At 68.4% G+C, this 25,270-nt stretch carries 23 protein-coding genes; 14 read left to right on the top strand and 9 right to left on the bottom strand.

Annotated features, from left to right (window positions below; all coding sequences use genetic code 11):
- Nucleotides 1–176 precede the first annotated feature (176 nt).
- The 5 genes from ACFSXZ_RS18275 (at nt 177) to ACFSXZ_RS18295 (ending at nt 2,195) form a co-directional block, all read left to right on the top strand.
- Nucleotides 177–860, top strand: a complete 684-nt coding sequence (locus ACFSXZ_RS18275) for a L,D-transpeptidase family protein (RefSeq protein WP_378266220.1) — start codon at nt 177–179, stop codon at nt 858–860.
- Nucleotides 861–881: 21 nt separating this feature from the next.
- Entirely contained in the window at nt 882–1,166 is a 285-nt protein-coding gene (locus tag ACFSXZ_RS18280) for a hypothetical protein (protein ID WP_378266221.1), read from the top strand.
- A 16-nt stretch (nt 1,167–1,182) separates the two neighbouring features.
- Nucleotides 1,183–1,452 carry a hypothetical protein gene (locus ACFSXZ_RS18285; RefSeq protein WP_378266222.1) on the top strand — a complete coding sequence of 90 codons (270 nt, stop codon included), beginning with the start codon at nt 1,183–1,185 and terminating at the stop codon, nt 1,450–1,452.
- Between the two features lie 87 nt (nt 1,453–1,539).
- Complete coding sequence (locus ACFSXZ_RS18290) at nt 1,540–1,731, top strand: DUF2795 domain-containing protein (protein WP_378266223.1); 192 nt, start codon at nt 1,540–1,542, stop codon at nt 1,729–1,731.
- 74 nt (nt 1,732–1,805) lie between these two features.
- Nucleotides 1,806–2,195 carry a phage holin family protein gene (locus tag ACFSXZ_RS18295; RefSeq protein WP_378266224.1) on the top strand — a complete coding sequence of 130 codons (390 nt, stop codon included), beginning with the start codon at nt 1,806–1,808 and terminating at the stop codon, nt 2,193–2,195.
- Nucleotides 2,196–2,486: 291 nt separating this feature from the next.
- Here ACFSXZ_RS18295 and ACFSXZ_RS18300 read toward each other — a convergent pair whose 3' ends face one another.
- From ACFSXZ_RS18300 to ACFSXZ_RS18310, 3 genes are read right to left on the bottom strand one after another with little or no spacing between them, the layout of a single operon-like run.
- Nucleotides 2,487–3,641 carry a sulfotransferase family protein gene (locus tag ACFSXZ_RS18300; protein ID WP_378266225.1) on the bottom strand — a complete coding sequence of 385 codons (1,155 nt, stop codon included), beginning with the start codon at nt 3,639–3,641 and terminating at the stop codon, nt 2,487–2,489.
- Nucleotides 3,642–3,652: 11 nt separating this feature from the next.
- A complete protein-coding gene (locus ACFSXZ_RS18305; RefSeq protein ID WP_378266226.1) occupies nt 3,653–4,429 on the bottom strand; it encodes an SDR family oxidoreductase in 777 nt (258 codons plus the stop codon).
- Entirely contained in the window at nt 4,429–5,631 is a 1,203-nt protein-coding gene (locus ACFSXZ_RS18310) for a hypothetical protein (RefSeq protein ID WP_378266227.1), read from the bottom strand. Before ACFSXZ_RS18310 ends, ACFSXZ_RS18305 begins: the two co-directional genes overlap by 1 nt.
- A 189-nt stretch (nt 5,632–5,820) precedes the next feature.
- Between ACFSXZ_RS18310 and ACFSXZ_RS18315 the strand changes: the two genes are divergently transcribed.
- Nucleotides 5,821–6,699 (top strand): helix-turn-helix domain-containing protein, encoded by an 879-nt coding sequence (locus tag ACFSXZ_RS18315; RefSeq protein WP_378266228.1) that lies wholly within the window; start codon nt 5,821–5,823, stop codon nt 6,697–6,699.
- Nucleotides 6,700–6,723: 24 nt separating this feature from the next.
- On the opposite strand, the gene ACFSXZ_RS18320 is transcribed toward ACFSXZ_RS18315, so the two are convergent.
- Complete coding sequence (locus tag ACFSXZ_RS18320; RefSeq protein WP_378266229.1) at nt 6,724–7,209, bottom strand: nuclear transport factor 2 family protein; 486 nt, start codon at nt 7,207–7,209, stop codon at nt 6,724–6,726.
- 93 nt (nt 7,210–7,302) lie between these two features.
- On the opposite strand from ACFSXZ_RS18320, the gene cysD reads away from it, so the two are divergent.
- Complete coding sequence (gene cysD, locus ACFSXZ_RS18325) at nt 7,303–8,214, top strand: sulfate adenylyltransferase subunit CysD (protein ID WP_378266230.1); 912 nt, start codon at nt 7,303–7,305, stop codon at nt 8,212–8,214.
- Nucleotides 8,214–10,058 (top strand): adenylyl-sulfate kinase, encoded by a 1,845-nt coding sequence (gene cysC / locus ACFSXZ_RS18330; RefSeq protein ID WP_378266231.1) that lies wholly within the window; start codon nt 8,214–8,216, stop codon nt 10,056–10,058. Before cysD ends, cysC begins: the two co-directional genes overlap by 1 nt.
- A 158-nt stretch (nt 10,059–10,216) precedes the next feature.
- On the opposite strand, the gene ACFSXZ_RS18335 is transcribed toward cysC, so the two are convergent.
- Entirely contained in the window at nt 10,217–11,074 is an 858-nt protein-coding gene (locus tag ACFSXZ_RS18335) for a S1 family peptidase (protein WP_378266232.1), read from the bottom strand.
- A gap of 457 nt (nt 11,075–11,531) precedes the next feature.
- Here ACFSXZ_RS18335 and ACFSXZ_RS18340 point away from each other — a divergent pair, with 457 nt between their 5' ends.
- Nucleotides 11,532–12,284 carry a DUF2625 family protein gene (locus tag ACFSXZ_RS18340; protein ID WP_378266233.1) on the top strand — a complete coding sequence of 251 codons (753 nt, stop codon included), beginning with the start codon at nt 11,532–11,534 and terminating at the stop codon, nt 12,282–12,284.
- Nucleotides 12,285–12,297: 13 nt separating this feature from the next.
- On the opposite strand, the gene ACFSXZ_RS18345 is transcribed toward ACFSXZ_RS18340, so the two are convergent.
- Complete coding sequence (locus tag ACFSXZ_RS18345) at nt 12,298–13,497, bottom strand: GDSL-type esterase/lipase family protein (RefSeq protein ID WP_378266234.1); 1,200 nt, start codon at nt 13,495–13,497, stop codon at nt 12,298–12,300.
- A 34-nt stretch (nt 13,498–13,531) separates the two neighbouring features.
- On the bottom strand, nt 13,532–14,749 hold the full coding sequence (locus ACFSXZ_RS18350; protein WP_378266235.1) for a cytochrome P450: 1,218 nt from the start codon (nt 14,747–14,749) through the stop codon (nt 13,532–13,534).
- A gap of 273 nt (nt 14,750–15,022) precedes the next feature.
- On the opposite strand from ACFSXZ_RS18350, the gene ACFSXZ_RS18355 reads away from it, so the two are divergent.
- The 5 genes from ACFSXZ_RS18355 (at nt 15,023) to fxsT (ending at nt 22,869) form a co-directional block, all read left to right on the top strand.
- Nucleotides 15,023–15,556, top strand: coding sequence for a MarR family winged helix-turn-helix transcriptional regulator (locus ACFSXZ_RS18355; protein WP_378266236.1), 534 nt, complete (start codon nt 15,023–15,025; stop codon nt 15,554–15,556).
- A gap of 71 nt (nt 15,557–15,627) precedes the next feature.
- Entirely contained in the window at nt 15,628–15,918 is a 291-nt protein-coding gene (locus tag ACFSXZ_RS18360; RefSeq protein WP_378266237.1) for an effector-associated domain 2-containing protein, read from the top strand.
- A 41-nt stretch (nt 15,919–15,959) separates the two neighbouring features.
- Complete coding sequence (locus ACFSXZ_RS18365; protein WP_378266238.1) at nt 15,960–17,438, top strand: VMAP-C domain-containing protein; 1,479 nt, start codon at nt 15,960–15,962, stop codon at nt 17,436–17,438.
- Complete coding sequence (locus ACFSXZ_RS18370; protein WP_378266239.1) at nt 17,435–18,481, top strand: AAA family ATPase; 1,047 nt, start codon at nt 17,435–17,437, stop codon at nt 18,479–18,481. The genes ACFSXZ_RS18365 and ACFSXZ_RS18370 overlap by 4 nt, the downstream gene beginning before the upstream one ends.
- Entirely contained in the window at nt 18,478–22,869 is a 4,392-nt protein-coding gene (gene fxsT, locus ACFSXZ_RS18375; protein ID WP_378266240.1) for an FxSxx-COOH system tetratricopeptide repeat protein, read from the top strand. Before ACFSXZ_RS18370 ends, fxsT begins: the two co-directional genes overlap by 4 nt.
- Here fxsT and ACFSXZ_RS18380 read toward each other — a convergent pair.
- Nucleotides 22,856–24,664 carry an HEXXH motif domain-containing protein gene (locus tag ACFSXZ_RS18380; protein ID WP_378266241.1) on the bottom strand — a complete coding sequence of 603 codons (1,809 nt, stop codon included), beginning with the start codon at nt 24,662–24,664 and terminating at the stop codon, nt 22,856–22,858. The two genes, fxsT and ACFSXZ_RS18380, sit on opposite strands and share 14 nt — an antisense overlap.
- Nucleotides 24,661–24,864, bottom strand: coding sequence for a hypothetical protein (locus ACFSXZ_RS18385; protein WP_378266242.1), 204 nt, complete (start codon nt 24,862–24,864; stop codon nt 24,661–24,663). Before ACFSXZ_RS18385 ends, ACFSXZ_RS18380 begins: the two co-directional genes overlap by 4 nt.
- Nucleotides 24,865–25,270 lie beyond the last annotated feature (406 nt).

The raw sequence follows: 25,270 nt of genomic DNA on the forward strand, positions 1-25,270 counted from the left end.
TACAAGATGGACCTTGGTCTCGCCGAGGTCTGGGTCGCGAGTTCCCGTCGGGGAGGGTGAACTACGAGCCGGCCGGAAAAGGGGTGGGATTTGTCCTGTTCGGGCAAATGCTCGCGGTCCGGTGCGATCACGCCCTACACTCGCGCCGGACCGTACGAGGACCTGGAGTCTCTGTGATGCTCGCTCGACTGACCGTGGCCGCGGCGACCGCAGCCGTGTTGCTGACCGCGCGGCCGTCCGCGGTATCGGCGCAGGGTGCTGATCCGCTGCCGCTGCCTTACACCGGGAATGCCGAGCAGGTGGTGGCCGTGGTGGCCGACAGTTCGAGCGCGACCACCGCCGTGCTGACCGCGTGGCAGCGCAGCGGGCCGTCCTCGGACGACTGGACGGTCGCGTACGGCCCGGTCAAGGCCTTTGTCGGCTCCGACGGCGTCGGTCAGGCCAGCGAGACCACGTCCAAGACGCCGGCCGGTGTGTGGACGCTGACCGAGGCGTTCGGCATCCAGGCCAACGACGGCACCCGGTTGCCGTACCGCCAGGTCGGCACCTCCGACTGGTGGGTTTCGGACGTGAAGTCCCCGCTCTACAACACCTACTACCACTGCGATCCCGGCACGTGCCCGTTCAACGAGTCCGCGGGCGAGGACCTGGGCGAGGTCGGCCCGGCCTACGACCACGCGGTGGTCATCGACTACAACCGCACGCCGGTCGTGCCCGGCGCCGGCTCAGCCTTCTTCCTGCACGTCTCCAACGGCAGGCCGACCGCGGGCTGCGTGGCCATCCCCGCCGACGACCTCAAGGCCGTGATGGCCTGGCTGGATCCGGTCAAGCACCCCGTGACCGACATCGGCGTGCGCTGATCAGCGGATCCGGCCGGCTCGATGGCCGATGACGCGGCGGTCGTCTTTCTTGTCGAGCCCGTGCGCGATGTGCCCCCGGTGCCCTTGGCGCCCGCAAGGGCGAAAGCGCGATGCCGGCGCGCGCTCACGGTAGGCCGTGACGGGTCGAGATCAGGCTTGAACCGCAAGGAAAAGTACGACAACAGCGCCATCTCGATGGTCACGGTGGCCTGCGCGAACACCAGCCCGAATGCGCTGAGCACCGACTTCGCCACCCCGCCGGAAGCGGTGAAGTGCGGGCTGAGTGTCGTGGGCATGGTGGTGTAGCGGAGGAGAATCCAGAATGCGCATGTCCTGCGGTTCGATGAGGGCGACCTTCGCCGGGTGGACCTGCCGGGCGACGAGCAGTGCCTGCAGACCGCCTTCGCTGTGGCCGAGGATGTCGAACCGCAGGGTCATGACGCCGTCGTCGTTTCGTGCCCGGCCGGTGGGTGGGCAGGTGGACCGTGCCGTACGCGGTCGTGCCTTCGGCGACGAACTGGACTTCCCGGTCGGCGGCGGGCACGAGCTGAGCGGCACCTCGCAAGGACGTCGGACCCGTTACACGGCGTGACGTTGTTGCTCCGCGAAAGCGGGTCGAGCCGGGTGTGTTTGCCTCCCTCGACGACGGGTATCACGGTCGAACGAAGGGAGGCACACCATGAGCAAGATCAATCCCATCGCCGTGCAGAAGGCATTGTCCGGTGTGGACTACCCCTGTGGGAGGGACGATCTGATCGAGGCGGCGAAATCCAACAGCGCCGATTCGGAGGTCCTGGACAATCTGCGCAAGCTTCCTGACGAGAGTTACGAAGGGCCAGACCGGGTCAACGCGGCGCTGGCCGGGGTCTGACCACGGGAGAACTGTTGTTTACGGTGCGTAGCGACCATGCTGCAGGTCTCCGGCGGCACTTCTGAGGAGCGGATATGGCGAACAAGAGGGCCAGCGAGGTCGCCGGGGACCTGGCCCAGCACGTCGGCGAGTTGGTTCGCGAAGAGCTGAGGGTCGCGGGCCGCGAGATGCGGGAGAAGGCGGCGCGCGGCCGGAAAGGCGGAGTGCTGATCGCGGCGGCTGGCGGGCTGTTGCTGTACGCGGGTGGCGCCGCGCTGAGTGGCTTCGTGTTGATGTTGTCGCGCGTGATGCCGCCGTGGGCGGCGGCGTTGGTGACGAGTGGCGTGCTCACGGCTGTCGCCAGTGCGTTGGGTGCGATCGGGCTCGGCGAGGCCCGTAAGGCGTTGCCGTTGCTCCCGGAGCGAGCCGCGGAGGACGCGGTCAGCGTGGCGGAGGCGGGTACGGCGGTGCGTCCCTCACCCTGACGGGTCCGATGGTGTCGTCGCGGTGACGGTGTTCGGGCAGGGTGTCCGGTAATCCCGTCGGGGGGCCCAGCCCGGACAACCATCGGATGGTAGGTATGTCGGCCGGTATGAAGAAGTGTCTTCTTGTCGTCCTTGTCCTCTTGGTGCTGTTCTACCTCATAACGAGGCCCTCGGAGTCGGCCGACGTGGTGCACACCTCTCTCGGTGGACTACGCGACGGGGCCGATTCACTCGTGACGTTCGTCGGCAACCTGTTCTCTTCGTAATTGACCCGATGGGCTGACGCGCACCTCAGAAATGCGCGGCCAGATACGGTGCGAACCGTTCGTCGACCTCCTCGGTGGTGAGGCCGTAGTCGGCGAGGGTGTATCGATGCGCGGGCCGGGCGGTGCCGGCGGTGCTTTCCGAGTGCAGCTCGGCCATCGCGGTGCGGGCCTTGTCGCTCAGCGGCAGGCCGAAGTGACGGTAGATGTTTTCGACGGTGCCCAGCGGGTCGGCGACGAAGTCGTCGTAGTGGACATCGCAGAATTGGGCGGACGGGTGCCGCTTGCGGGCTTCGAGGAAAGTCGCCGCGCCCCGCGCCCAGAGTTCGAGTTGAGCGGCGCCGACGACCGATCCGGTGAACTTCTCCGACCATCCCGCGGAAGCCTGCTCGTTCAGGCTGCACACCGAAGCGACGATGGTGCTCGGCGGGCGATGAGTCTGGATCACCAGCGCGTCGGGATAGACCGCGAGCAGCGCGTCGAGGGCGAACAGGTGGCTGGGGTTCTTGAGCACCCATCGCCGGTCTTTGTCGGGCAGGCCGATCAGCTGAAGGTTCCGGCGGTGCCGTTGGTAGGCGTCGGTCCAGTCCTGTCCGCGCAGCCACCGGGAATACTTCGGTACATAGGCCAGGCATTCGTAGGAGACCGATTTCGCCGACTGCCGCAGCAATTGCCAGCACTCCTCGACCTGCTCGGCCGAGGAGTGGTGCACACCCATGAATTCCGGATGCTCCACGTGGTGCTGTTCGTAGCCGGCCTGGATCCGCTGGAAAACCGGGTTGTCCGGCCAGGTTTCGCGCGGCGGGCGAGGCTGTGGCACCTCGGTCAGCCACACCTCCAGCCCCTGGTGAGCGGGGTCGGCGGTGAGCAGCCGGTGCAATGCCGTGGTGCCGGTGCGAGGCAGGCCCGTGACGAAGATCGGCCGTTCGATCGGCACGTCGGCGTGTTCGGGAAAGCTTTTCCATGCCGCTTCGCTGAGCAGCCGGGCCACGAGCGCGCCCCGCAGGAAAGCGCGCTTGATCTTGTTACCGAACGGCGTCAGGTGAGCGTCGGCGGCGTAGGACTCCAGCAGTACCCGAAGGCCTTCGCGGTAGCCGTCGTCGCCGAAATCGTCCAGCCCGGTCATCCGGGTGGCCGAGGCGTGCAGGTCCTCGACGGTGCCGACGTTGTCCCGGCCGATCATGGGAAACCCTTTCAGTGGTGGAATTCGCCGCCGTTGACGTCCAGGCAGGCGCCGGTGATCGCACGGGCCAGCGGCGAGGCGAAGAACACCACGGCGTCGGCGATCTCGTCCGGCTCGGGCAGTTTGCGCAGGTCGATGGTGGCGGCGGTCTCCTGGTAGACCTCTTCGGGGGTGATGCCGCGCTGCTTGGCCAGATAGGAGAAATACCATTTCAGGTTGTCCGCCCAGATATAACCGGGCGCCACCGAATTGATCCGGATCCCGCGCGGACCCAGTTCCGTGGCCAGGCTTTGCGCCAGCGCGAGCAGACTCGACTTGGCCATCTTGTAGGCGCCGAAGGTGCGCCGCGAGTGCCGCAGCACCGCCGAGTTGATCATTACCACCGAGCCGTTGGAGGCCTCGAGAGCCGGGGTGAACAGGCGGGTGAGCCGGAGGGCCGCGATCACGTTGGTCTCGAAGCCCGCCCGTACCGCGTCGATGTCCACATCGGACAGATCGGTGATCGGCGGGATGGCGAAGGCGTTGTTCACCAGAGCGTCGACCCGCCCGAAGGCTTCCACGCTCGCCTGCGCCAGATGCCGCGCCGCGTCGTCGTCATTGATGTCGGTCGGCACCACGACCGCGCGCCGTCCCAGTCCGGTGATCTCCTTGGCCACCTCGGTCAACCGCGACTCGGTGCGCGCCGCCAGCACCACGTCGGCACCGGCACGCGCACTCTGTACGGCGATGGCCTGTCCCAGTCCGGGACCGACCCCGGACACCACGACGACCTTGTCCTGTAACAACATCAGCCGAGCATCCTGTTCGCGACGGCGGCCTGCCGGGCCGCGATCCGGGCGCGCCACTGGTCGGGCGTCACGCGTGCTTGCTCGTAGAACGGCAGTTTCCGCGGCAACTCGTCGAAGCCCACCACTTCGACCTCGGGCCCATCACCGGGCTTGAGGTCACCGGAGAGCCGCTGCCACCGGATCTGCGCATAGGCGCGCCGATGCCCGGTGCGTTCGAGCCAGTTCGCCAGGCCGGGGTCACGCTCGCTGATCGCGAACCGGATCTTGCCGTCGGGATCGACGTGCGCCTGGTCGGCGGTGAGGCTGGTCTGGTGGTTGATGTAGTCCAGCGACACGTACCACATGCTGCCGAGCTGGATGCCCTGGTACGGCGCGTCGGACTTCGGCACGGTCACGATCATGACCTGATCGTCGGAAAGGTCGTAATGACCGGCGGAGGAGAACTGGGTGGCCAGGCCGCCGGGAGTGGCGCGCGGTTCGGTCATCGTGTTGACCGGCAGGTCGAGGTAGAACCACTTGGGAAAAGCCAGGAAGGTCCGTAGCCGGGACAACAGGATCTTGCCTGCGACGCCGTACCGCTTGGCCATGGTGTCCTTCGACAACGGGGGCGGCGCACCGCCCTGGGAGTCGACGCGGTGGATACGGATCGTGCCCGGTCGCTCGTTCGCCCAGTCGCTGTAGACCTCGCGCACGACCAGCATCGCCGAGCCCGGAGCGAGCGTGAAGTAGTTCCGCCCCGCCTTGCCCGGCCCGAAACGGATTTCGTACGAGCCGTCCGCGGCGATCTCGATCTCGCGGTCGTCGAAGGCGGTCAGGCTGTCGGGAACCTCGACGGGCGAATAGTCGCCGTTGAGGATCTGGAAGCTCAGGTCCCTGGTCGTCCCGCGGGTGCCGGTGACCACGTATTCGGCGTCGTCGCGCAGGTACGAGTGGAAATACAGGGTGTCGGGATTGTCCAGGCCCATCTTGGTGTACGGGCCGGTGGACCGGACGAAGAACGGGAAGTCCCGCTCGTAGGCCCAGGCCATCTGCAGCGACGCGCGGATGCTGCCGGCGAGATAGTCGTAGCCCTCGACGAGGTCCTGTTCGGTCCGCACGTGCGGGGCGCCGGTGATGATTTCTTCGGCCTGTTTGACGGCTTCCGCGAACTGCTGTGTGAGCACCGGCGGCTCCTTGGTCGGTGTGGCCGTTGGCTGGTACATATATGTACCGATGCGGTACATTCCACTTGCCGCAACAGTAGAACGTGTTCTAGGAGTTGGTCAATGGTGCCGGGTGGCCACAGGGCGCGCCCTGTCGGCACGATCGCGGGGGCGCGCAAAGTCGCGGAGAAACAATTGGTCAATGGCCGCCTTGGTGCACCGCGCGGCTGTCACCGTGGCGGAGGAACGATGACGGGGCGTAGGTCCGCTCCCGCGCGGCGGGTGGTCGCCGTGCTGGACTTCCTGGTCGAGCGGCCTGGCGAGCGGTTCGGGCTTTCGGAACTGGCGCGTGAGCTGGACCTGGCCAAGCCGACCTGCCTGGGCATCCTCAACGAACTGGCGGCAAGCGGCTACCTCGTCCGCGACCCGGGGACGTTGACCTACGGCCTCGGCCCGGCGCTCGTCGCCGCGGGGAGGGTCGCCCAGGACGGTTTCGCCGCGGCCCGGCTCGCCCGCGCGCACCTCGACGCGCTCAGTGCCCGTTACCGCACCACGTGCACGGTGTCGGCCGTGGCGGGTGAGCAGATCATGGTGCTGGAGAGCGCCGGGCCGGGTCCGGTCAAGGTCGGCCAGACCTATCCGTTCGCGCCGCCCGTCGGGCTGATGTACGTGCTCTGGGACAGCGACGCCGCGTTCGACGAGTGGCTGGCGAGACCGCCGACGGTGCCGGTACGCCTCGACGCGGTGCGGCTGCGGCAGGTCGTGAAGGAGTGCCGTGAGCGGGGCTACCTGGTGGAAAGCCTCAGCTCGGCGGGATGGCGACTGTATTCGCTGATGGCGGGCATGTCCGCGCACGAACTGCCAGGCGAGGTCCGTGACCTGGTCGGTGAGCTGGTGTCCAACCTCGGCGAACGGGTCTACCTCGGCGCGGACCTGGCTCCTCGCCGCAAACACGAAGTGAGTTTGCTGGCGGCGCCGACCTTTTCCCCGGATGGGCGCCAGGAACTGGTCATGACGATGTACGTCGGTGCGGCGATCACCGGTGCCGAGATCGCGCGCCGCGGTACCGCGCTGGTCGCCGCCGCCGACGCGGTCACCGCCGAGTCCGGCGGCCGGAAGCCGTGCTGACTCCGGCCGCCGGCACAAGGGGTGTCACTGGGCGGGTTCGGGAGTGGCCCAGCGGTTGGCGGTGATTTGGAAACTCTTCAGGTCCTTCAGCGAGAGCATCGCCTCGTAGGTGCGCTGGTAGCCGGTGTGGGTGAGGCGCCATTTGCCGTCTTCACAGCGGCGGTAGCGGTCCTCGTAGAAGGCCGCGCCCTTGATCGCGACCTGGTGTTCGACGGCGATCACGAGGTCCTCGAACGCCCAGGTCCCGGTCGCGGTGTCACCGTCGATGTCGATCTCCGGATGGGTGGCCAGATGTGCCGTGATGATGCCGTTGCCGAGTTTCTCCCGCATGAAGGCCACGATCTCTTCGCGGCCGTTGAGGGTGATCGGCTTGCCGTAGGTGGGCGTGCCGTAGTCGGCGGTGGCCTCCGGGGCGAACGTGTCGCCCAGTTCGTCCCAGCGCTTGAGGTCCACGCAGCGCAGATAGCGGTACTTCACGCGTTTGATCTCTTCGAGTGCGACAAGGTCCATGGGGGAAGCATGCGCCCCTCGGTTGACCTTTCACAAGAACGCGTTCTAGTTTCTGTTCGTGAACCAGTGGGTGACGTCGGAGGTGGCACCAGGGTGACGAGCACTTACGAACTGACTCAGCTCGACGCGCTCGAGGCGGAGGCGGTGCACATCTTCCGTGAGGTGGCCGCGACGTTCGAGCGGCCGGTGCTGCTGTTCTCCGGTGGCAAGGACTCGGTGGTGATGCTGCACCTCGCGGCGAAGGCGTTCTGGCCCGCCGCGCCACCGTTCCCGGTGCTGCACGTGGACACCGGGCACAATTTCGACGAAGTGATCGAGTTCCGCGACCAGGAGGTCTCCAGGCGGGGGGTGAATCTGCTGGTCGGCCGGGTCACCGACGACATCGAGGCGGGCCGGGTGACCGAGGAGACCGGGCCCCGTGCCTCTCGGAACCGGTTGCAGACCTTCACCTTGCTGCGGTCGATCCGCGAAAACGCGTTCGACGCGGTTTTCGGCGGCGCGCGGCGTGACGAAGAAAAGGCGCGCGCCAAGGAGCGGGTGTTCTCCTTCCGCGACGAATTCGGCCAGTGGGATCCGCGCGGGCAGCGGCCGGAGCTGTGGAATCTCTACAACGGGCGGCACCGGAAGGGCGAGCACATCCGGGTATTCCCGCTGTCCAACTGGACCGAACTCGACATCTGGTCCTACATCGCGGCCGAGAAGATAGCGTTGCCGCCGATTTATTACGCCCACCGGCGGCAGGTCGTGCAGCGGGACGGAATGCTGCTCGCGCACACCCGGTTCCTCACTCTGCTGAACGGGGAAGAGTCTTACGAGGCCACAGTGCGGTTCCGGACGGTCGGCGACGCCACCTGCACCGGATGCGTCGAGTCCACCGCGGCCACGCCCGAGGAGGTGGTCGTCGAGGTGGCGGCGACCCGCGTGACCGAGCGAGGCGCGACCCGCGCCGACGACCGGATTTCCGAGGCAGGCATGGAAGACCGCAAGAAGGAAGGCTACTTCTGATGAGGTCGCAGCAGCTTCTCCGCCTGGCCACCGCCGGCAGCGTCGACGACGGGAAGTCCACCCTGATCGGCCGCCTGCTCTTCGATTCCAAGACGATTTTCACCGATCAGCTCGCCGCCATCGAGCGGACCAGCCGGGACCGTGGCGAGGAATACCCGAATCTCGCGTTGCTCACCGACGGCCTGCGCGCCGAACGCGAGCAGGGCATCACCATCGACGTGGCGCACCGCTATTTCTCCACCCCGCGCCGGAAATTCATCATCGCCGACACCCCGGGCCACATCCAGTACACCCGTAACATGGTCACCGGGGCCTCCACCGCGGATCTCGCGCTGATTCTCGTCGACGCGCGCAAAGGCGTGGCGGAACAGTCGCGGCGGCACGCCTTTCTGGCCAGCCTGCTCGGCATTCCGCACCTGGTGGTCTGTGTCAACAAGATGGACCTGGTCGGCTGGTCGCAGGACCGGTTCGAGGAGATTCGCGAGGAATTCCGTTCCTTCGCGATGAAACTGGACGTGCACGATCTGGCGTTCATCCCGATTTCGGCGCTCCACGGTGACAACGTGGTCCACCGTGGCGCGAGCATGCCCTGGTACGCGGGAAGCCCGCTGCTGCACCACCTGGAAGAGGTCCACGTCGCTTCCGACCGCAACCTGATCGACGCGCGTTTTCCGGTGCAGTACGTGATCCGCGAGCACAGCCGGGACTTCCGCGGTTACGCCGGAACCATCGCCGGCGGGACTTTCTCGCCGGGTGACGAGGTCGTCGTGCTGCCCTCGGGCTTTTCCTCCCGGGTCGAAGCGGTCTGGGGCCCCGGCGGCAAACCCGTCGACCAGGCCTTCGCCCCGCAGGCGGTCACCCTGCAACTGGCCGACGACCTCGATGTCGCTCGCGGCGACCTGATCTGCCGCCCCGGAAACCGGCCGCACGCCGGAGCGGATCTCGACGCGATGGTCTGCTGGTTCGGCGAACGCACCACGCTCACCCCGGGCGCGACCTACACCATCCTGCACACCACTCGCGCGACCACCGCGGAGGTACGCACCCTCGACTACCGGCTCGACATCAACACCCTGCATCGTGACGAGAGCGCGGAGTCGTTGTCGCTCAACGAAATCGGCCGGATCCAGCTGCGCGCCCGCCGTCCGCTGCTGTTCGACGCCTACCGGCGCAACCGCGCCACCGGCGGTTTCATCCTGGTCGACGACGCCACCAACAACACCGTCGCGGCCGGCATGATCACCGGTCCGAGCCAGCCCGCTTCGCGGGTCGTCTGGCACGCCGCCGCGGTCAGCCGGGACGAACGCGCCACGAAGGGCATGACGGTGTGGCTGACCGGGCTTTCCGCGTCGGGCAAGTCCACCGTGGCGGTCGAACTGGAGCGACGGCTGGTCGCCGCGGGGCGGCCCGCCTACCTGCTCGACGGCGACAACCTGCGGCACGGGCTCAACGCCGATCTCGGGTTCAGCGCCGGAGACCGGGCGGAGAACGTGCGGCGGGTCGGCGAGGTGGCGCGGTTGTTCGCCGACGCCGGGATCGTCGCCGTGGTGTCGCTGATCAGCCCGTACCGTGCCGACCGGGACCGCGTGCGCGCCGCGCACGAGGCGGCCGGACTGTCCTTTGTGGAGATCTTCGTGGACACGCCGCTGGAGATCTGCGAAGCGCGAGACCCCAAGGGCATGTACGCCAAGGCGCGGGCCGGCGAGATCACCGGATTCACCGGCGTGGACGACCCCTACGAGCCGCCCGGAGAGCCGGAAATGGTGCTGCGCCCCTCAGACGGCGACCCGGCGACGATGGCGATGACCATTCTGGCCAGGGTGCAACGGGGCCAGGACGGCTAGTCTCAAAAGTCCGCGTTACTGCCCGAGTGACAGGGTGCGCGCGGGTGCCGAGGGCCTCGGATTTTCGGAGGCGGGCCGCCTGCTCGCAAAGAGTGACGGTAGCTCCAGGGCCACGGCCCGTCTACGCAAATTCGATCGCGCGCCGTTGGAACACAGACCTAACCGCGGAGCTGCTGGTGGATCCAGTCGGCGACGACGTCGATCCTGGCCAGGATTTCGGTGCCGGGCTGGGGACAGTCCGGTCCCGAGTCTTCGATGCCCATCAGCGGTCCGTGTACCTCGTCACCGGGAGGAAAGTAGGGCGACCCGGAGTCGTCCGGGCAGGGGCTGTTGTCCGTTGTCCGGGGCACCAGCGGCTGGGCCTCGAGTGTGGTCGCGTTGATCCCTGAAATGACGAAGTGGCCTCGTTTGAGGTGGTCGGACTGCTCGATGACGGTAGCCGAGTGCGAGCCCCAGCCGGCGAACTCCAGTTGCTGGCCGACGTTCACCGGGCGTTCGTCGAGCGTCAGCGGGGTCACCGCGGTGATCGGCGAATCGAGTTTCACCACCGCGAGGTCGTTGAGCGGTGACTGACGGACGTCGGTGATTTGCCGGGTGTAACCGCCCGGGTCGCTGTCCTTCGTTTTCCCCACGACGACCGTCATGTGATAGAGCGGCCGGCCCGAGCGCCGGTTGTCGTTGACGTCGTGGAAGCAGTGGCCGGCCGTGATCACCCAGCTGGGATCGATCAAGGAGCCGCTGCACCCGCCGGTACGCACGCCACCACCCGGGACGGGAATGTCGTGAGAGGTGAGTTTCGCGTTGAATCCCATCGGAGGCGGCGGTGGTGGAGGAGTCGAGGTGCTCGGCTGGAAACCGGGCTGGTCAGGGTGATTGTGCTCAGCCGCGACCACCGGCGAACCAGCGTTGACCGGTGCTTGTACCCTGGCTGCGACGGTATGGAGAAAAGCGCTGGTCGCGCCAATCGTAATCGCGGTCGCCAAGGCCCATTGCCGGGCGTAGCCGCGTTTCCTCATACCGTTCCTCACGGGAAATATGACGGTTCGGCTCACCGCCGGTTGTGTGATTTCACGCACCGGTACGGTGGACGGTCCACCGAGACGAGCCTGGCGAAGCGTACTTCGCCGCGGAAAGCGCGGACCGCCGAGGGAGCGCGGGCAGCCTCCTGCCGCGCGGTGCCGCGGGCCGCTGCGCCGTGATGACGAGGGACGACGGCGTCATCGGACGGGCGGGTGACATGTCCCCCGAGATGCAAGTTTCATGTCCGGAAAGCGTTCGGCCGGCCGGTGGTGATCGCCTCGGCTGGCCGGATGGTGCGGGATGATTTGTCCGGAAGGGCAGTGATTCGTGCGGAAGTACCTGAAGCTCGTCCCGGCCGGTCGACCCGGCTAGGCTCGGCGCCCAAGTGACGCGGGCCGCTGTCTGTCCACTGTGGACCCGCATGCCGAGAATATGGACGCAGGGAGCGGTCTGATGAGGGACATCACCGAGCTCGTCGATGTGCCCACGCCGTCGTGGCCGATGGTCAGCGACGCGTTCGCGGCCAGTTTCACCAGCTACCGTGTGCTGCCGCCCGATCCCGGCCGGTGTCGCGCGACGCTGCACCAGTTGCAGGTGACCGCGCGGTCGCCGCTGGGCGCGATCACGCTGAACACCGGCGGGATCCTGGTGCACGACGGGTGGGTCCGGGTCTACGGCGGCTCTGGCGGCGGTGAGACCGGAATGCCCGGTATGGCGGAGGTCAACAGGTTTCCCGCCACCGTCGAGCCCGACTGGCAGCCGCCGGCCGGACTGATCATCGCGCACGATGTGCTCGGGGGCGTCTTCGCCCTGAACGGCGTCGCGCCGGAACAACACGGCAGGCCGGGTGGCCCCGGCAGTGTCGTGTACTTCTCGCCGGTGACCTTGACCTGGGAAGACATGGAGATGGGCCACAGCCAGTGGCTGAACTGGCTGCTGGACGGTGGCGCCGCCGGTCACTACGAGGACATGCTCTGGCCGGGGTGGCGCGCCGAGGTGGCCGAACTCGGCCTGCGTGACGGCATCGCGGTGTACCCGTTCCTGTGGTCCGAAGAAGCGCAGCAGGACCTCGCCGCCACCACGCGCAGCGCGGTGCCGCTGGAGCAGATCCTGAACATGCACGGCGACTTCTGCGGCCAGCTCGGTCTCGACCGGCCCGGCGACCTGGGCGCGGTGGTGACGGCACCGGCACCCGCCACGGCGTGAGCCTCGCCGAGGCCTACCCGCCGAACCGCCCCCGGAAGGCGAGCTTGGCGAAACGTTCGCCCATGCGGTGATGGGTGGCGGCGTCGGGATGGAGCTCGTCAGGCAGCGGTAGCTCGGCGAAGTCGTCCTCACCGTAGAGGGCGAGGCCGTCGAGGTAGTGGAGGTTCGGGTCGTCGGCCGCCCGTTGGGCGAAGATGCGGGCCAGTTCGTCGCGGATGACGGTGAGTGTCAGCTTCCCCGCCGCGCGTTCCGCCGGGTCGCCGGTGGCCCGGAACCGCACCTGACCGTCGCTGAAGTCCGGTGCGCCGGGACCGGGCGTGTCCTCGTGGATCGGGCAGTAGATCGGCGAGACGACCAGCAGCGGCGCGGTGGGATGGCCCTCGCGGATGGTGTCGAGGAAGCCGTGTACGGCCGGGCCGAAGGCGCGCAGGCGCATCAGGTCGGCGTTGACCAGGTTGATACCGATCTTGACGCTGATCAGGTCCGCGGGGGTGTCCCGCAGCGTGCGGGCGGTGAACGGGTCGAGCAGCGCACTCCCGCTGAAGCCGAGGTTGATCAGCTCGACGTCACCGAGGGCGGCGGCGATGGCGGGCCAGGTCGTGGTGGGGCTCGCGGCGCCGGAGCCGTGACTGATCGAACTGCCGTGGTGCAGCCACACCCGGCGCGTCCGGCCGGTCATGGGCTCGACGGGCGCGTCGGCGCGCAGCGCGACGAGCTCGGTGATCTCGTTGTGGGGCAACCAGATCTCCACGTCCTTCGCGTGGCCGGGCAAGCCGGTGAACCGGACGGTGCCCGCCGGACCCGGCTGCCGTTCCATGGACCGGGCGACCATGTCGATCATCAGTACGTTTCCGCCGGTCACACTGGCCTGGGCGGCGAGGCTGCCGTCGACCAGGAGGTCGTACACACCGTCCGGACGGGGCGGAGCGCCTCGATAGGCGATTTTGGTGCGCCGGGTGTCCAGCTCGACGGCCGTGGCACTGGTGCGCAACGCCAGCCGCACGCCCGAGGGCTGGGCTTCCGCCATGGCCAGTTGACCGTCGGCGCACTGTGCGCGGGCCCAGGCGGGCAGCCGGTGCGGCAGCAGCCCCTCCTCGGTCCGCTCCAGCTCGATGGCCCCACGCAGGAGGTCCGTCGTGATCGGCGTGGTGATCCAGTCTGACGCGTCGGAGGTCACGCGCACAGTCTTCCCCGGCCGGGTGCCTTCCGCCACCGAGTTCTCCTCCGTGGCGTGACCGAAAGCGCTTTCAGCCGACCTGGAACCGCACCGGCAGTGCCACCGGCCCGCGGGTGAACACGCCCTTTTCCACCGGGGTGAAACCGGGTTCCAGGTGGACGCCGGGCATCGCGTCGAGGAGCTGGTTGGCCGCCGTTTCGAGCTCGGCCTTGGCCAGCATGGCACCCACGCAGAAGTGGCGCCCGAGCGAGAACGCGAGGTGTTGCGCGGCCGCGGAAAACGCCGTCTCGGTGGGAAGGTCGTCGCGGAAGATGTCGAACCGGTCGGGATCGGCGAACCTGGCGGGATCCCGGTTGGCCGCGGCGAGCAGCAGGATCACGGTGCTGCCCGCGGGCACCACGCCGGCGCTGAGCTCGATGTCCTCCGCGGCCACGCGCATGAGCATGTGCACCGGCGGCGAGTAGCGGAGCGTCTCCACCAGGGCCTTTTCGACGAGTGTGCGGTCGGCCCGGACGGCTTCGAGCTGGTCCGGGTGTTCCAGCAGGTTCTTGAACAGGCCGGCGAGTGCCTTGTCGGTGGTCTCCCCGCCGGCCCCGAGCAGCAGGCTGACGAACGACTTGATGTCCTGGTCGCTCATCTGGGTGCCCTCGACCTCGGCGGCGCACAGCGTCGACAGCAGGTCGTCACCGGGGTTCTCGCGCCGCTCCCGCACGACCGGGATCATGTAGGCGGCGAATTCCTCGGCGGTGGCCAGGCCCTGCGCGGTGACCGCGGGGTCCTGGCTCAAATTGCCGAGAAAGTCGGTCAATGACAGGTACCAGCGCTGGAACCGCTGATAGTTGCTCGGGTCCAGGCCCAGAATGTCGACGATGATCTTGATGGGCAACTGGTGGGTGACATCGCCGACCAGTTCCGCTCGGCCGGTGTGCCGGAACGCGTCGATCAGATTCCGCGAGGTGCGCTCGATCACCGGCAGGAACTTGTGCTTCAGGTCGTTGCCGCGGAAGGCCGGGGCGACCAGCGCCCGCCGGATCGAATGCTCGCGTCCGTTCATCTGTGGCAGGATCCGGCCGCCGTGGGCCGGGGCGAGCTGCCAGGCGTAGTTGTCGGTCGTGAAGGCGGGGTCCTTGCACGCGCGGGCCACATCCTCGTAGCGCGAGATGACGAACTTCTCCATCCGCTCGTGCCAGAGCATGGGCACGCGTTCGTGCATGGCGCGGTAGGTGGCGTAGGGATTTTCTTCGAATTCGGGGGAAAGGATGTCCGGTACGTCGGCGGCCACACTCATTCCATGCTCCCTCGGACAAGCGATGGACAACGGTCACGAGGCTAACCTTTTCCGGCGGAAAACACGAACGATCACTATTTCGAAACATTCCGTGTCCGGCAAATGGGCGATGCGGACTGCGAAATCCGGTCGAGGGGCTCCGCGCCCGCCTGCCGATTGCCCGGCCCGGCCCGTGCGCCGCGGGAAACGGACGTCGTACCGAGCTTCGGTAAAAAGTGCCCACTGCAATATTTGTGCAGGGTGTTCGTGCCGCGGGTGAGGTAGAAAGGACGCATGCCCACGCGCCGACCACCGCGATCGACCGCCGGGACCGGCCGCGCGGTCCGGCTCACCGACAAGCCGGCCCCCGACGACGTCGACGCGATGACCGACGCCGTCCTGACCGCTTCACGGCTGCTGGTCGCCGTGTCCGCGCGGTCGATCGGCGAGGTGGACGAGTCGATCACGATCCCGCAGTTCCGGCTCCTGGTCGTGCTCGACGGCCGCGGTCCGCTCAAGCTGACCACGCTCGCCGAGCATCTGGGGGTCAACCCGTCCACGGTGACCCGCATGGTCGACCGTCTCGTGACCGCCGGGCTGGTCAGCCGGGAAGCGAACCCGGCCTCCCGGCGTGAGCTGGTCGTCTCGCTCACCGGCGCCGGCACGGACGTGGTCCGCGAGGTGATGCGGCGGCGCCGCGCCGAGGTCACGCGCATCGTGAGCAGGATGGCGCCGACCGCCCGGCGAGGGCTGGTCCGTGCCCTCAACGCGTTCGCCGAAGCCGGGGACGAGCCCGTGACCAGGGAGGGCGACCTACGCTGGGTCTGACCCGTCCCACGGAGGGGCCGGTTCGTGCTGTACTGGTGGCATCGCACGGGCTGTCGCGAGGGGGGAGTGCCATGGACCGGCCGTTCTTCCGGCTCGCGGACGCACTCGACGCCCTGCCGACCCTCGCCGACCAGGGCACGCGCGAGTTGGTGATCGGCCAGCTTCCCCCGGCGATCTCCGGAGCCGTCCGCCATCACGCCCAGCGCCGTCTGCAGATCATGGAGATTCTGCGGACGTGCCTCGACTATCCCGGGGGAGTCGAAGAATTGCTGGTCATTCTCGGTGAACTCGAGGGGGACTCGCTGCCGCTAGGACGTTTGGTTGAAACTGTTCGGGAAGTGCTCCCCCAGATGGGTGGGTGATGGCTACTATTCCGTGACTGTCACGAGAAAGGGAGCCGCGCATGGGGACCGCGGAGGGCCCGAACCCCGGCCAGGACCTGCTCTGGCCGTTGGTCGAGGCGCTCCAGAGACTGTCCTGCCTGGCCGAACTCTCCGGACGTAACCTCATCGTCCGCATGCTCGCCGACGAACTCGGTGCCCGGTTGCCCATCGAGGAGCACGCCAACCCGGTTTTCCACGTCTACTCGATCGTGGACGCCTGCCGCCAGCGGTTCGACGGACTGCCCACCCTGGTCGAGGTGCTGGACCGGGTCGAGCAGGGATCGAACCCGATGCGACGGGTCCGCGCCATCGTCGGGAGCATGACCGCGCTGGAGATCTGGCCGCAGGAGGAGCGCGACCGGTTGTTCGACCTGCTGCGTGGCGTGGTCATTCCCGACATCGGGGACATCTACCGGTTCGTGGCGGGCCCGGAGTCCCGCGAACTGCTGCGGCAGACCACCTTCCCCGAGGTCTTCCTCGCCCTGGAGATGCTCAACGCCCAGCCGGACGGATTGCCGAAACCGCTGGTCTTCGTCGAGTACCTGGCCACCCGCGTGCGCTTCGAGCTGGCCTGCGAGCTGCGCCGGTGGGCCGATCAGCAAGCCACCCGGTTCGGCGTCGTCGCCGAACTGCAGACCGTCCGCCGCCGGTTCGCGCACGAGTCGCTGCCCGCGCCACCGCCGAGGTCGCACGCCTATCTCGTGCTGTTGTTGCGGCCGGAGGGCCCCACGGGCGAGAACTACCGGTTGTGCCACTGGGCGCAACTCGACATCTCCGCGGGCTGGCATCCCGACCGTGGCCCCGATTTCGTCGGCGATCTCGCCGCGATCCGGTGGCGGGTCGCGGAACTGGTGGAGACCGCGGCCGAGGACTGGGCCCAGTACGAACCGGAGATCCACGTCGAATTCATTCTCTCCCGTGAACTGCTGAACCTGGAAGTCGACCGGTGGCAGTGGGAAACCGAAACACCGGTACCGGAGCCGGTCGGCTGCCGGTTTCCGGTGGTCGTCCGCAGCCTCGACCGGATGACGGCGGGTAAATGGCACGGTCACTGGCGCACTCGCTGGAAAAAGCTCCAGGAACAACTCGGGGGCGAGGGGATGATCGCGAAGAATTCGTCTCACCGTCCCGAAACGGACGATCTGCTGAAGTTGACCGCGATCTTCGAGCGGGAGCCGGAACTGGTGTCGCTGGTGCTCGGCGACCCGCCGGAGGTGGGCCGTCTCGGCGCGGGCCAGGTCCAGGTCGGGTTGCGGGCGGGCGTACCGGTGATGGTCTGGCACCGCGAGGACTGTGAGTCGGCGGAGTTCATCGAAATCGTCGAGACGCTGCTGCATCAGGACGGTCCGGGCGACGTGCCGCAACGCGCCCGGCGGGTGCGCGCGAGCGCCTTGGCGGAGGGGGCCGACCACGTGGGCAATCATGTGACGATCCTGTGGGATGACCCCGATCGGCTGGTGGTACCCAGAAACGTCGCGCCGCCGGAGCCCGTCCTATGACCTTCAGCGCCGACACCCCGCCGGAATGGCGCGTCTACCACGGGACGGGCTGGCCGTCGGATCCCTTGCCGTCGCTGCCGAAACCGCCGCCGTGGCGCCGTTTCGACCGCGACGGCGCTCCGGAGGGCCCACTCGCGGAGCAACCGTCGGAAGACCGGAGCGAGTTCGACCGCAGGCTGGGGACGACGCGCGGGAACCGGGTACCGCACCGCAACGAGCTCGCGATGGTCAACGCCGCCCTGTACCTGCGCCGTCCGTTGCTGGTGACGGGCCGTCCGGGGACCGGCAAGTCCAGCCTGGCCTACCTGATCGCGCGGGAGCTCGGACTCGGGCCGGTGCTCCGGTGGCCGATCACCTCCCGGACCTCCCTGAAGGACGGGCTCTACCTCTACGACGCGATCGGCCGGGTGCAGGACGCCGGCAGCCGCGAGGACGGCGTGCCGCCGGACATCGGGGACTACGTGCATCTCCGCCCCCTGGGCACGGCGCTGTTGCCGCACGCGCGCCCCCGGGTCCTGTTGATCGACGAGCTGGACAAGAGCGACATCGACCTGCCGAACGATCTGCTCAACGTGTTCGAGGACGGCGAATACGAAATCCCCGAGCTGGTCCGGATCGCCCGACGGCAGCCGGAGGTCACGGTGCTGACCGCCGACCGCGGCGGTTCCGCGGCGATCACCGGTGGCTTCGTGCGGTGCCGCGAATTCCCGGTCGTGATCATCACCAGCAACGGCGAGCGGGACTTTCCGCCCGCCTTCCTGCGCCGTTGCCTGAACCTGCACATCGAACCGCCGACGGCACAACAACTCGGTGCGATGGTCAAGGCGCAGTTCGGGCCTGCCGACCGGGTGGACGTGGCCCGGCTGATCGGCGAATTCCTGGAACGCAGCGAGGCCGTCGGCGGTCTCGCCTCCGACCAGCTGCTCAACGCCGTCCACCTCGCCGCGGAACTGGCCACGTCGGGTGCCTACCAGACCGACGAGGAATGGCAGGATCTGCTCAAGGCGATCTGGCATCCGCTGTCCTCGGCGGGTGGGCTTTGAACCCACGCCCGTGGCCCGCCGCCGCTGCCGCCGATTCGGTGGTGGCCCGCTACTTCGAGCAGGCGGAGCGGCCCGTCGACCGCCTGTCCACCGCCGATCTGGACTGGCGCGAACTCCGGGACGTGCTGTGGCTGGCGAAATCGCTGGCGCCCCCGTCCGCTCCCGAGGCTCAGGAGCCGCCCGCCGGCACCGATCCGGAGTCCGACGCGGAGCCCGATGCGGGCCAGCACCCGCCGCGGGAGGAAACCGTGGGGGTCGCGGACCCTCCACCGGAGGCCGGAAGCACCGCGACCGAGGTCACGGAAACCGCGCGGGAAAGCGAATTCACCGATCGTCCCGGCGAGCCGGAGAACTGGCCGGTCGGCACGGCACAACAGGCCAGGCCGGCCGCGTTGCTGCCCGGCTCCGGCCGGGAAACCGCGCCACTGGCGTGGCCGTCGACGCCCGCGCTGCCGGACGCACGCCTGATCGCCCGTGCCCTGCGCCCGTTCAACAAGTCCTCGCCCTCGCCGTGGCGGACGGAACTGGACGAAGAAGCGACGGCGGACCGCGCGGCGCGCGACCAGATGTGGATACCGGTGTGGCGGCCCGCCGCGTGGCACCGTTTCGAACTGGTGCTGGTCATCGACACCAGCGCGTCGATGGAAATCTGGTCGCACACCGTTTCCCAGTTCCGGGCGATGCTCGAACAGCAGGGCGCGTTCCGCGCGGTACGGACGTGCTTTTTCGACTGCGGCCGCCCCGACGACGGCAAACTCACCCTGCGCGGCGAAGGACCGGCGGGCACCCCCCTGAGCCGGCGGGATCTGATCGACACGACCGGCCGGCGGGTGGTGCTCGTCCTCACCGACGCGGTCGGCGACGCGTGGCGCAGCGGGGTGGCCACCCGCTGGGTGGCGCGCCTGGCCGCGAAGATGCCGCTGGCGATGGTCCAAACCCTGCCCCAGAAACTGTGGCACTGGAGCGGGGTTTCGCCGCATCGCGTCAAACTCCGCTCGTCGAGGCCGGGCATGGCCAACGGCGAACTGCGGGTGCGGACGGAGGGCCGGATCGCGAGAGACGCCGTGGCGGTGCCCGTGCTCGCGCTGGCGCCGGAGTGGTTCACCGCCTGGGCGGGCCTGGTCACCGGGAGCCGGATCGGCTGGGTCGAGACCACCGCGGTGCTCGCCCGGCCCGACGCGGTCCTCGACGCCGACCTCGAAGAGCGGGAACCGGTGGCCGCGCCCAGCGCCCACGAGAAGGTCCTGCGCTTCCGCACCATCGCGTCGGTCCAGGCCTTCCAGTTGGCGGGGCTGCTGGCCGCGGCGCCGCTCAACATCCCGACCATGAAACTGGTGCAGCGGGTACTGCTGCCCAGCGCCGGTCTGTCCGCCCTCGCCGAGATCATGCTGGGCGGTCTGTTACGGCGGGCGCCGGGCGGGAACGCGGACGATCCGGACGAGGTCGCCTACGAGTTCCACGACGGGGTCAGGGAAGAACTGCTGTCCACCGAACGGCGTGACAACACCGTGCGCGTCGCGCGGATCATCAGCGAGTACGGCCGGGCCTCGGCGATACTGCGCAACTTCCGGGAGGCGCTGTCCGACCCCGACGGCACGGATCTCCCCGAACCCTCCGAGCGGAACACGCCCCACCTTCGAGTGCAGGAAGCCGTTTTCCGTGCCCTGTCCGGGCGATATTCCCGGCGTAGCCGCCGTATCCGGCGGAGGCTGGGTAGCTCGGCGCCGACCGATACGGTAAAGATAGTTGATCAATCTGGACCGGCCCCCGAGGGGCGTGAAGAGGCTACTGTGACCACGACTCAGCTTTCCGTATCCTCCGATGGTGACGCTCAGAGCAAAACCGGGGGAGGAACCTTGACCAGTCCCGGTCCCTCCGCGATGAGCGAGAGCCGGAGCGCGGGAAGCCAGCCGCGGATCTGGGGACAGATTCCGTTGCGGAATCCCGATTTCGTCGGCCGCATCGAACTTCTGGAACAACTGCGCCGCAGGCTGATGACGCCGGGGACCACCGCGGTGCTGCCCGAGGCGCTGCACGGAATGGGTGGCGTCGGCAAGTCGCAGACCGTGGTGGAATACATCTACCAGCATGCCTCCGAATACGACGTGGTGTGGTGGATACCGGCCGAGCATTCCGCGCAGATCCGCACCAGCCTGGTGGATCTGGCCAAACAGCTCGGCCTGCCGGAGTCCGGTTCGGCGGACGCCGCAGTGCCCGCGGTGCTCGAGGCACTGCGTAAGGGTGAACCGCATTCGCGCTGGCTGCTCGTCTTCGACAACGCCGACCGCCCGGATGTGGTGAGCCCGTTCTTCCCCGCGGGCTCCGGGCACATCGTGGTCACCTCACGCAACTCGCAGTGGGCCGGTGTGGCCAGGACGGTCGAAGTCGAGTTGTTCAGCCGCGCCGAGAGCAAGGAACTGCTGCGCCGCCGTGGCGGGGAGCTCACCGAGGAGGAGGCCGACCAACTGGCGGCCGCGCTGGGTGACCTTCCGCTCGCCATCGAACAGGCCGCGTCCTGGCGCGCCCAGACGGGCATGCAAGCGGAGGAGTACGTCCGCCTGCTCGACGAGAACCGCACCGAACTGCTGGAAACCGGCGCGCCCGCGGACTACCAGCTCCCGGTGGCGGCGGCCTGGAACGTGCCGCTGGCGCGGCTGCGGACCGATCATCCGGCCGCCCTGCAACTGCTCCAGCTCTGCGCGTTCTTCGGTCCGGAGCCGATTTCCCGGACGGTGTTCGCCGGTGCCCGTGACGCTCCGGTGCCCGAGGCGCTGCACGAGGCCTTCAGCGATCCGATCAAGCTCAACCGCGCCATCCGGGAGATCAGCCGGTACAGCCTCGCCAAGATCGACTACCGGGACAACACGCTCCAGCTGCATCGGCTGGTGCAGGCGGTGCTGAAGAAACAGCTGCACGAACCCGAACACGGCGACATGCGCCATTCCGTGCACCTGTTGCTGACCAACGGCGACCCGAACGACCCGGAGAGCACGGCGAACTGGCGCCGTTACGCGGAGCTGCTGCCCCATGCGAACGCTTCGGCCGCCAACCGGTGCACGAACCCGTGGGTGAAGCAACTGGTCACCAACCTGGTCCGGTACCTGATCAGCAGCGGCGACTTCCACGGCGCGCGGGACGCGGCGAGCCAGGCGCTGGCCGCGTGGCAGGAGACCCTGGGGGAGGACGCTTCCGACACGCTGGACATGGCGCGTCTCTACGCGGTCGCGCTCAGCCGTCTCGGCATGGTGCAGGAGGCCAGGACGCTCAACGCGCGGACCTACGAACGCCTGCGGGCGACGGTCGGCGAGGACGACGAAAGCCTCATCCGGATGGGCGACGCGGTAGCCGGTGACTTCCGGGCGCAGGGCCTCTTCGAGCAGGAGCTGACCGCGCAGCGGGAAGTCTACGAACGAGGGGTGCGCATCCTCGGCGAAGACGATCCGGAAACCCTCCGGCTCGCGTCCAACCTGGCGAGTTCCTACCGCCTGGTGGGGAACTACTTCACCGCGCGGGACCTCGACGAGGACACCGCCCGCCGGAGGACGTACACACTGGGCGAAAACCACACCGCCACGCTGATGTCCTACTGCGCTCTCTCCATCGACCAGCGCGAATGTGGGCTGTACCTCGAGGCCGCCGAACTCCAGCGCGAGATCCTGGCCAGGTACCGGGAAATCCGTGGTGAGGACCACCCCACGTCCGTCGGAGTGCTCCGCAACCTCGCGGTGGCCGTCCGCAAGGCGGGCCGCTACGAGGAGGGCCTGGTACTCGCCGCCGAGGCCCGCGACCGCTATCTCCACCAGTCCGGGGAGAAGCACAGCAACACCGTCACCGCGACGATGGGGCTGGCCATCGATCATCGTCACCTCGGTGACCTCGCGCGCTCGAAGGAGCTGGGCGAGTGGAGCTACCGGATGTTCGGCGAGGCCAGGGGCAAGACGCATCCCTTCACGCTGATCGCCGGAACGCACCTCGCGGTGACGCTCCGCCTGCTCGGCGAGCTCGACGCCGCGCAGGAGCTGAACGATTTCGTCTCCAAGACCCTGCGGGACACCCTCGGCGCCGACCACCCGTACACGTTGACCTCCATGGCCAACCTGGCCAGCGACCTGGCGGCGCTCGGCCGGGTGGTCGAGGCCGGTGAGCTGGATCAGGACACGCTCGAGCGGTCCGAGCGGGTGCTCGGCGCGCTCCACCCGGTGACTCTCGCGGTGGCGCTGAACCTTTCCCTGGACCTCAACCAGTTGAGCCGGGCCGACGAGGCCGCGATCCTGCACACCAAGACCACGAACTCGTTCCGCGAGGTGCTGGGCTCCGATCACCCGGCGACGCTCGCGGCCGCGCGCATGGTCCGAGCGGACTGCGACACCGACACTATGCAGATGTAGGGGTCCCGCGTCCCAGCCATCCCGCCAGGGCGGCCGGATCGGGCGTGGGTCCGGGCACCGTGGCCCGGATGCGCTCGTGGATCGCCACGACGAGGGCGGGAAAACCGAGGATGCCGTCGGCGGCTTCACGGTCACCGAGCACCCGCAGCGCCAGGCCGAGACCGATCCAGGCCTGGCTGTCCCCGGGATCGGTCGCGATGCGTTCTCGGTAGCCGATGGCGGCGGTGTGGTGGTCGCCTGCCGCGAAGGCGCGGTCCGCCGGCGGGACGGGCCCGGCTTCGGCGAAACCGGCCGGGTCGAGCACCTTCAGCTTGAGCAAGGCGAACCGCCAGGTGGAGCCGGGTTCCCGGCGGTGCGGGACGACCGTGGGCCGGGGCAGCCCGCCGGCCTCGGCTCCCCGGAGGAAGCCGGCGGTGAGGTTCTCGACCTCGTCGGCGGCGAAGTCGTGGTGGCACCATCGCCAGCCGGCCCGGTGGCCCGCGTTGAGGTGGGCCACCACCTCCGCCATGCCGTCGTCGATCCGGTCCTGTTCACACCGTGCCAGCCGCTCGTCCGCGAGGTCGACGAACCGTCGGCCCGGCCGGGTCAGTTCCGGCAGGTCACGGGCGATTTCGATGGTCTCGCGCACCTGTGCTCTGCGCCGGGCGAAAAGGTACTCGGCCAGCCTGGCCTCCGGCCCGCTCGCCTGGTTCCGGTGGGTCTGGTTGAACTCCACGGTGCTGGTGAAGGCGTAGATGCCGTGCAGCAGGCCGGCCGCGGGGCGCGGGTCGTCCCGCCACGGCGCGTACAGCGTTTCGTCTCCCTCGTCCCTCAGCAGGGGAACGAGATCGAGCAGGGCATTGAACTTGGAATGCTGAAGTTCGTGCACCAGCACCTCGGCGAGTAGCGCGGCGGACGATTTGGGCGAGACCAGCATCCCGCCGAAGGCCGCTCGGGAGGACGCCGCGAACAGGGCGTGACCGGCACTCGCGGGAGCGAGCATGGCGAGGGTGGACGCCAGTTCGGTGGCATAGCGCGGATGGTGCGCGCTCAACAGGTCCCAAGCCTCGGCGAACAGTTTGTCCCACTCGGCGAATTCGGTGTGGTCGACGCGCCGGGGTGGCCGGGGCGAAGTGAATTCACGGTAGGGATCGGTGTCGTCGAAGCGGAATCGGAGAACTCCGTGATCGGAAACACAGACCTGTGACCGGGTGGGCAGAAAGAACGCCGTTTCCTCGTCCGAGGACAGGGTGACCCGGTCCACGCCGGAGCGCACGTGCAGGCCGTCACGGTCGTGCTCCAGGCTCGCGACACCGGTGGGAAAGCGGCCGGGAAGCCGGAGTTGACCGACCGTCGGCAGGTTCACCGCACCGAACAGCACCGGAACGCCGAGCGAAAACGGGATTGCCGCGCGGAAAGCGACGGCGGCGGTCAGCGAATGCAGATAGCCCAACTCTGTCCACAGTGGAATGTTGTCGTCGATCGCGCCGAGCAGACGCCGGATCATCCTGGTGACCCAGGCGCCCACGGGCGGATACATCAGCACGTCCCCGACGATGCCGGGCGCGCGTTCCTCGGCCGTGGCCAGGATGTGCCACGTCGCTCCGGCGTCCGGCAACGGTCCGAGCGCGGACGTGTTCGTACCGAGCCGGTCGAGCAGCGTCCGCAACAGCAGTTTTCGTCTGCTGTACTGGGCGGCGAACTGGGCGGACAGGTCGTCGGGTGGCAACGGACCACGGCAGGCCCGCTCGAAGACGTCGAGGGCGAGCGTGTGGCGGCGCAGCGGTTCGAGACCCGGGGTGATCGCGTCGGTCATGAACGTGCGGTTTTCGCCGCACGCACCCCGGGATCCTCTCTCTGGTCCTGCCGTTCGTCCCCGCCGCGTGCCGCGGCCGCGAGGGTCGCTCGGATGGCTTCGTCCAGGTCGGCGCCGGACAGCCGGGCAAGGGCGCGCAGCGGCACGGTGCTGAGGTCGATCAGCTCCGATTGCAGGTGCGTCGTCGCGTCGATGGTCACCTCGGTGCCCCTCTCCCGCCCGGAGTGAGCCGGGCGATCACGTCCATGATGCCGGATCGTCGCGGTGTACGGAATACTCCGCGATCACCTCCGGTGAGAGCGCTTTCCCGGAGGCGGCCGCCCGCTCACCCCGGGGCCGCGGGCAGTTGTTGGCCAAATGTCAGCGCCGCGACGACGTCGGTGCGGTGACCGTGCGTGCGGCAACCATTGCCCGGTGAATCCACCGAAGACGCGCGGGGAATCCTTACGGTCACACCAGGTCGGCGATCTGACCACAGTGGACAGTCGTGATGCGATTGCCGAGCGGTGGAGCCGCGGTGGTGAGGCGTGTCCACAAAGCACCACAGCCGTTCGCGTCCGGAAGCGACGGCCGCGCACCGAAGCAGTGGGGACGCGCGGCTCCGTG

The sequence above is a fragment of the Amycolatopsis pigmentata genome (assembly GCF_042684065.1).
Taxonomy (GTDB): Bacteria; Actinomycetota; Actinomycetes; order Mycobacteriales; family Pseudonocardiaceae; genus Amycolatopsis_E; species Amycolatopsis_E pigmentata.

Excerpts from the sequence above, each read along its gene's own strand:
- ACFSXZ_RS18370 (WP_378266239.1), top strand. The coding sequence starts at position 17,435 with ATGACCTTCAGCGCCGACACCCCGCCGGAATGGCGCGTCTACCACGGG.
- ACFSXZ_RS18355 (WP_378266236.1), top strand. The coding sequence starts at position 15,023 with ATGCCCACGCGCCGACCACCGCGATCGACCGCCGGGACCGGCCGCGCG.
- ACFSXZ_RS18350 (WP_378266235.1), bottom strand. The coding sequence starts at position 14,749 with ATGAGTGTGGCCGCCGACGTACCGGACATCCTTTCCCCCGAATTCGAA.
- ACFSXZ_RS18310 (WP_378266227.1), bottom strand. The coding sequence starts at position 5,631 with ATGTACCAGCCAACGGCCACACCGACCAAGGAGCCGCCGGTGCTCACA.
- ACFSXZ_RS18290 (WP_378266223.1), top strand. The coding sequence starts at position 1,540 with ATGAGCAAGATCAATCCCATCGCCGTGCAGAAGGCATTGTCCGGTGTG.
- ACFSXZ_RS18380 (WP_378266241.1), bottom strand. The coding sequence starts at position 24,664 with ATGACCGACGCGATCACCCCGGGTCTCGAACCGCTGCGCCGCCACACG.
- ACFSXZ_RS18285 (WP_378266222.1), top strand. The coding sequence starts at position 1,183 with ATGCGCATGTCCTGCGGTTCGATGAGGGCGACCTTCGCCGGGTGGACC.
- ACFSXZ_RS18335 (WP_378266232.1), bottom strand. The coding sequence starts at position 11,074 with ATGAGGAAACGCGGCTACGCCCGGCAATGGGCCTTGGCGACCGCGATT.
- ACFSXZ_RS18320 (WP_378266229.1), bottom strand. The coding sequence starts at position 7,209 with ATGGACCTTGTCGCACTCGAAGAGATCAAACGCGTGAAGTACCGCTAT.
- ACFSXZ_RS18300 (WP_378266225.1), bottom strand. The coding sequence starts at position 3,641 with ATGATCGGCCGGGACAACGTCGGCACCGTCGAGGACCTGCACGCCTCG.
- ACFSXZ_RS18305 (WP_378266226.1), bottom strand. The coding sequence starts at position 4,429 with ATGTTGTTACAGGACAAGGTCGTCGTGGTGTCCGGGGTCGGTCCCGGA.
- cysC (WP_378266231.1), top strand. The coding sequence starts at position 8,214 with ATGAGGTCGCAGCAGCTTCTCCGCCTGGCCACCGCCGGCAGCGTCGAC.
- ACFSXZ_RS18315 (WP_378266228.1), top strand. The coding sequence starts at position 5,821 with ATGACGGGGCGTAGGTCCGCTCCCGCGCGGCGGGTGGTCGCCGTGCTG.
- ACFSXZ_RS18280 (WP_378266221.1), top strand. The coding sequence starts at position 882 with ATGGCCGATGACGCGGCGGTCGTCTTTCTTGTCGAGCCCGTGCGCGAT.
- ACFSXZ_RS18365 (WP_378266238.1), top strand. The coding sequence starts at position 15,960 with ATGGGGACCGCGGAGGGCCCGAACCCCGGCCAGGACCTGCTCTGGCCG.
- ACFSXZ_RS18295 (WP_378266224.1), top strand. The coding sequence starts at position 1,806 with ATGGCGAACAAGAGGGCCAGCGAGGTCGCCGGGGACCTGGCCCAGCAC.
- ACFSXZ_RS18340 (WP_378266233.1), top strand. The coding sequence starts at position 11,532 with ATGAGGGACATCACCGAGCTCGTCGATGTGCCCACGCCGTCGTGGCCG.
- ACFSXZ_RS18275 (WP_378266220.1), top strand. The coding sequence starts at position 177 with ATGCTCGCTCGACTGACCGTGGCCGCGGCGACCGCAGCCGTGTTGCTG.
- ACFSXZ_RS18360 (WP_378266237.1), top strand. The coding sequence starts at position 15,628 with ATGGACCGGCCGTTCTTCCGGCTCGCGGACGCACTCGACGCCCTGCCG.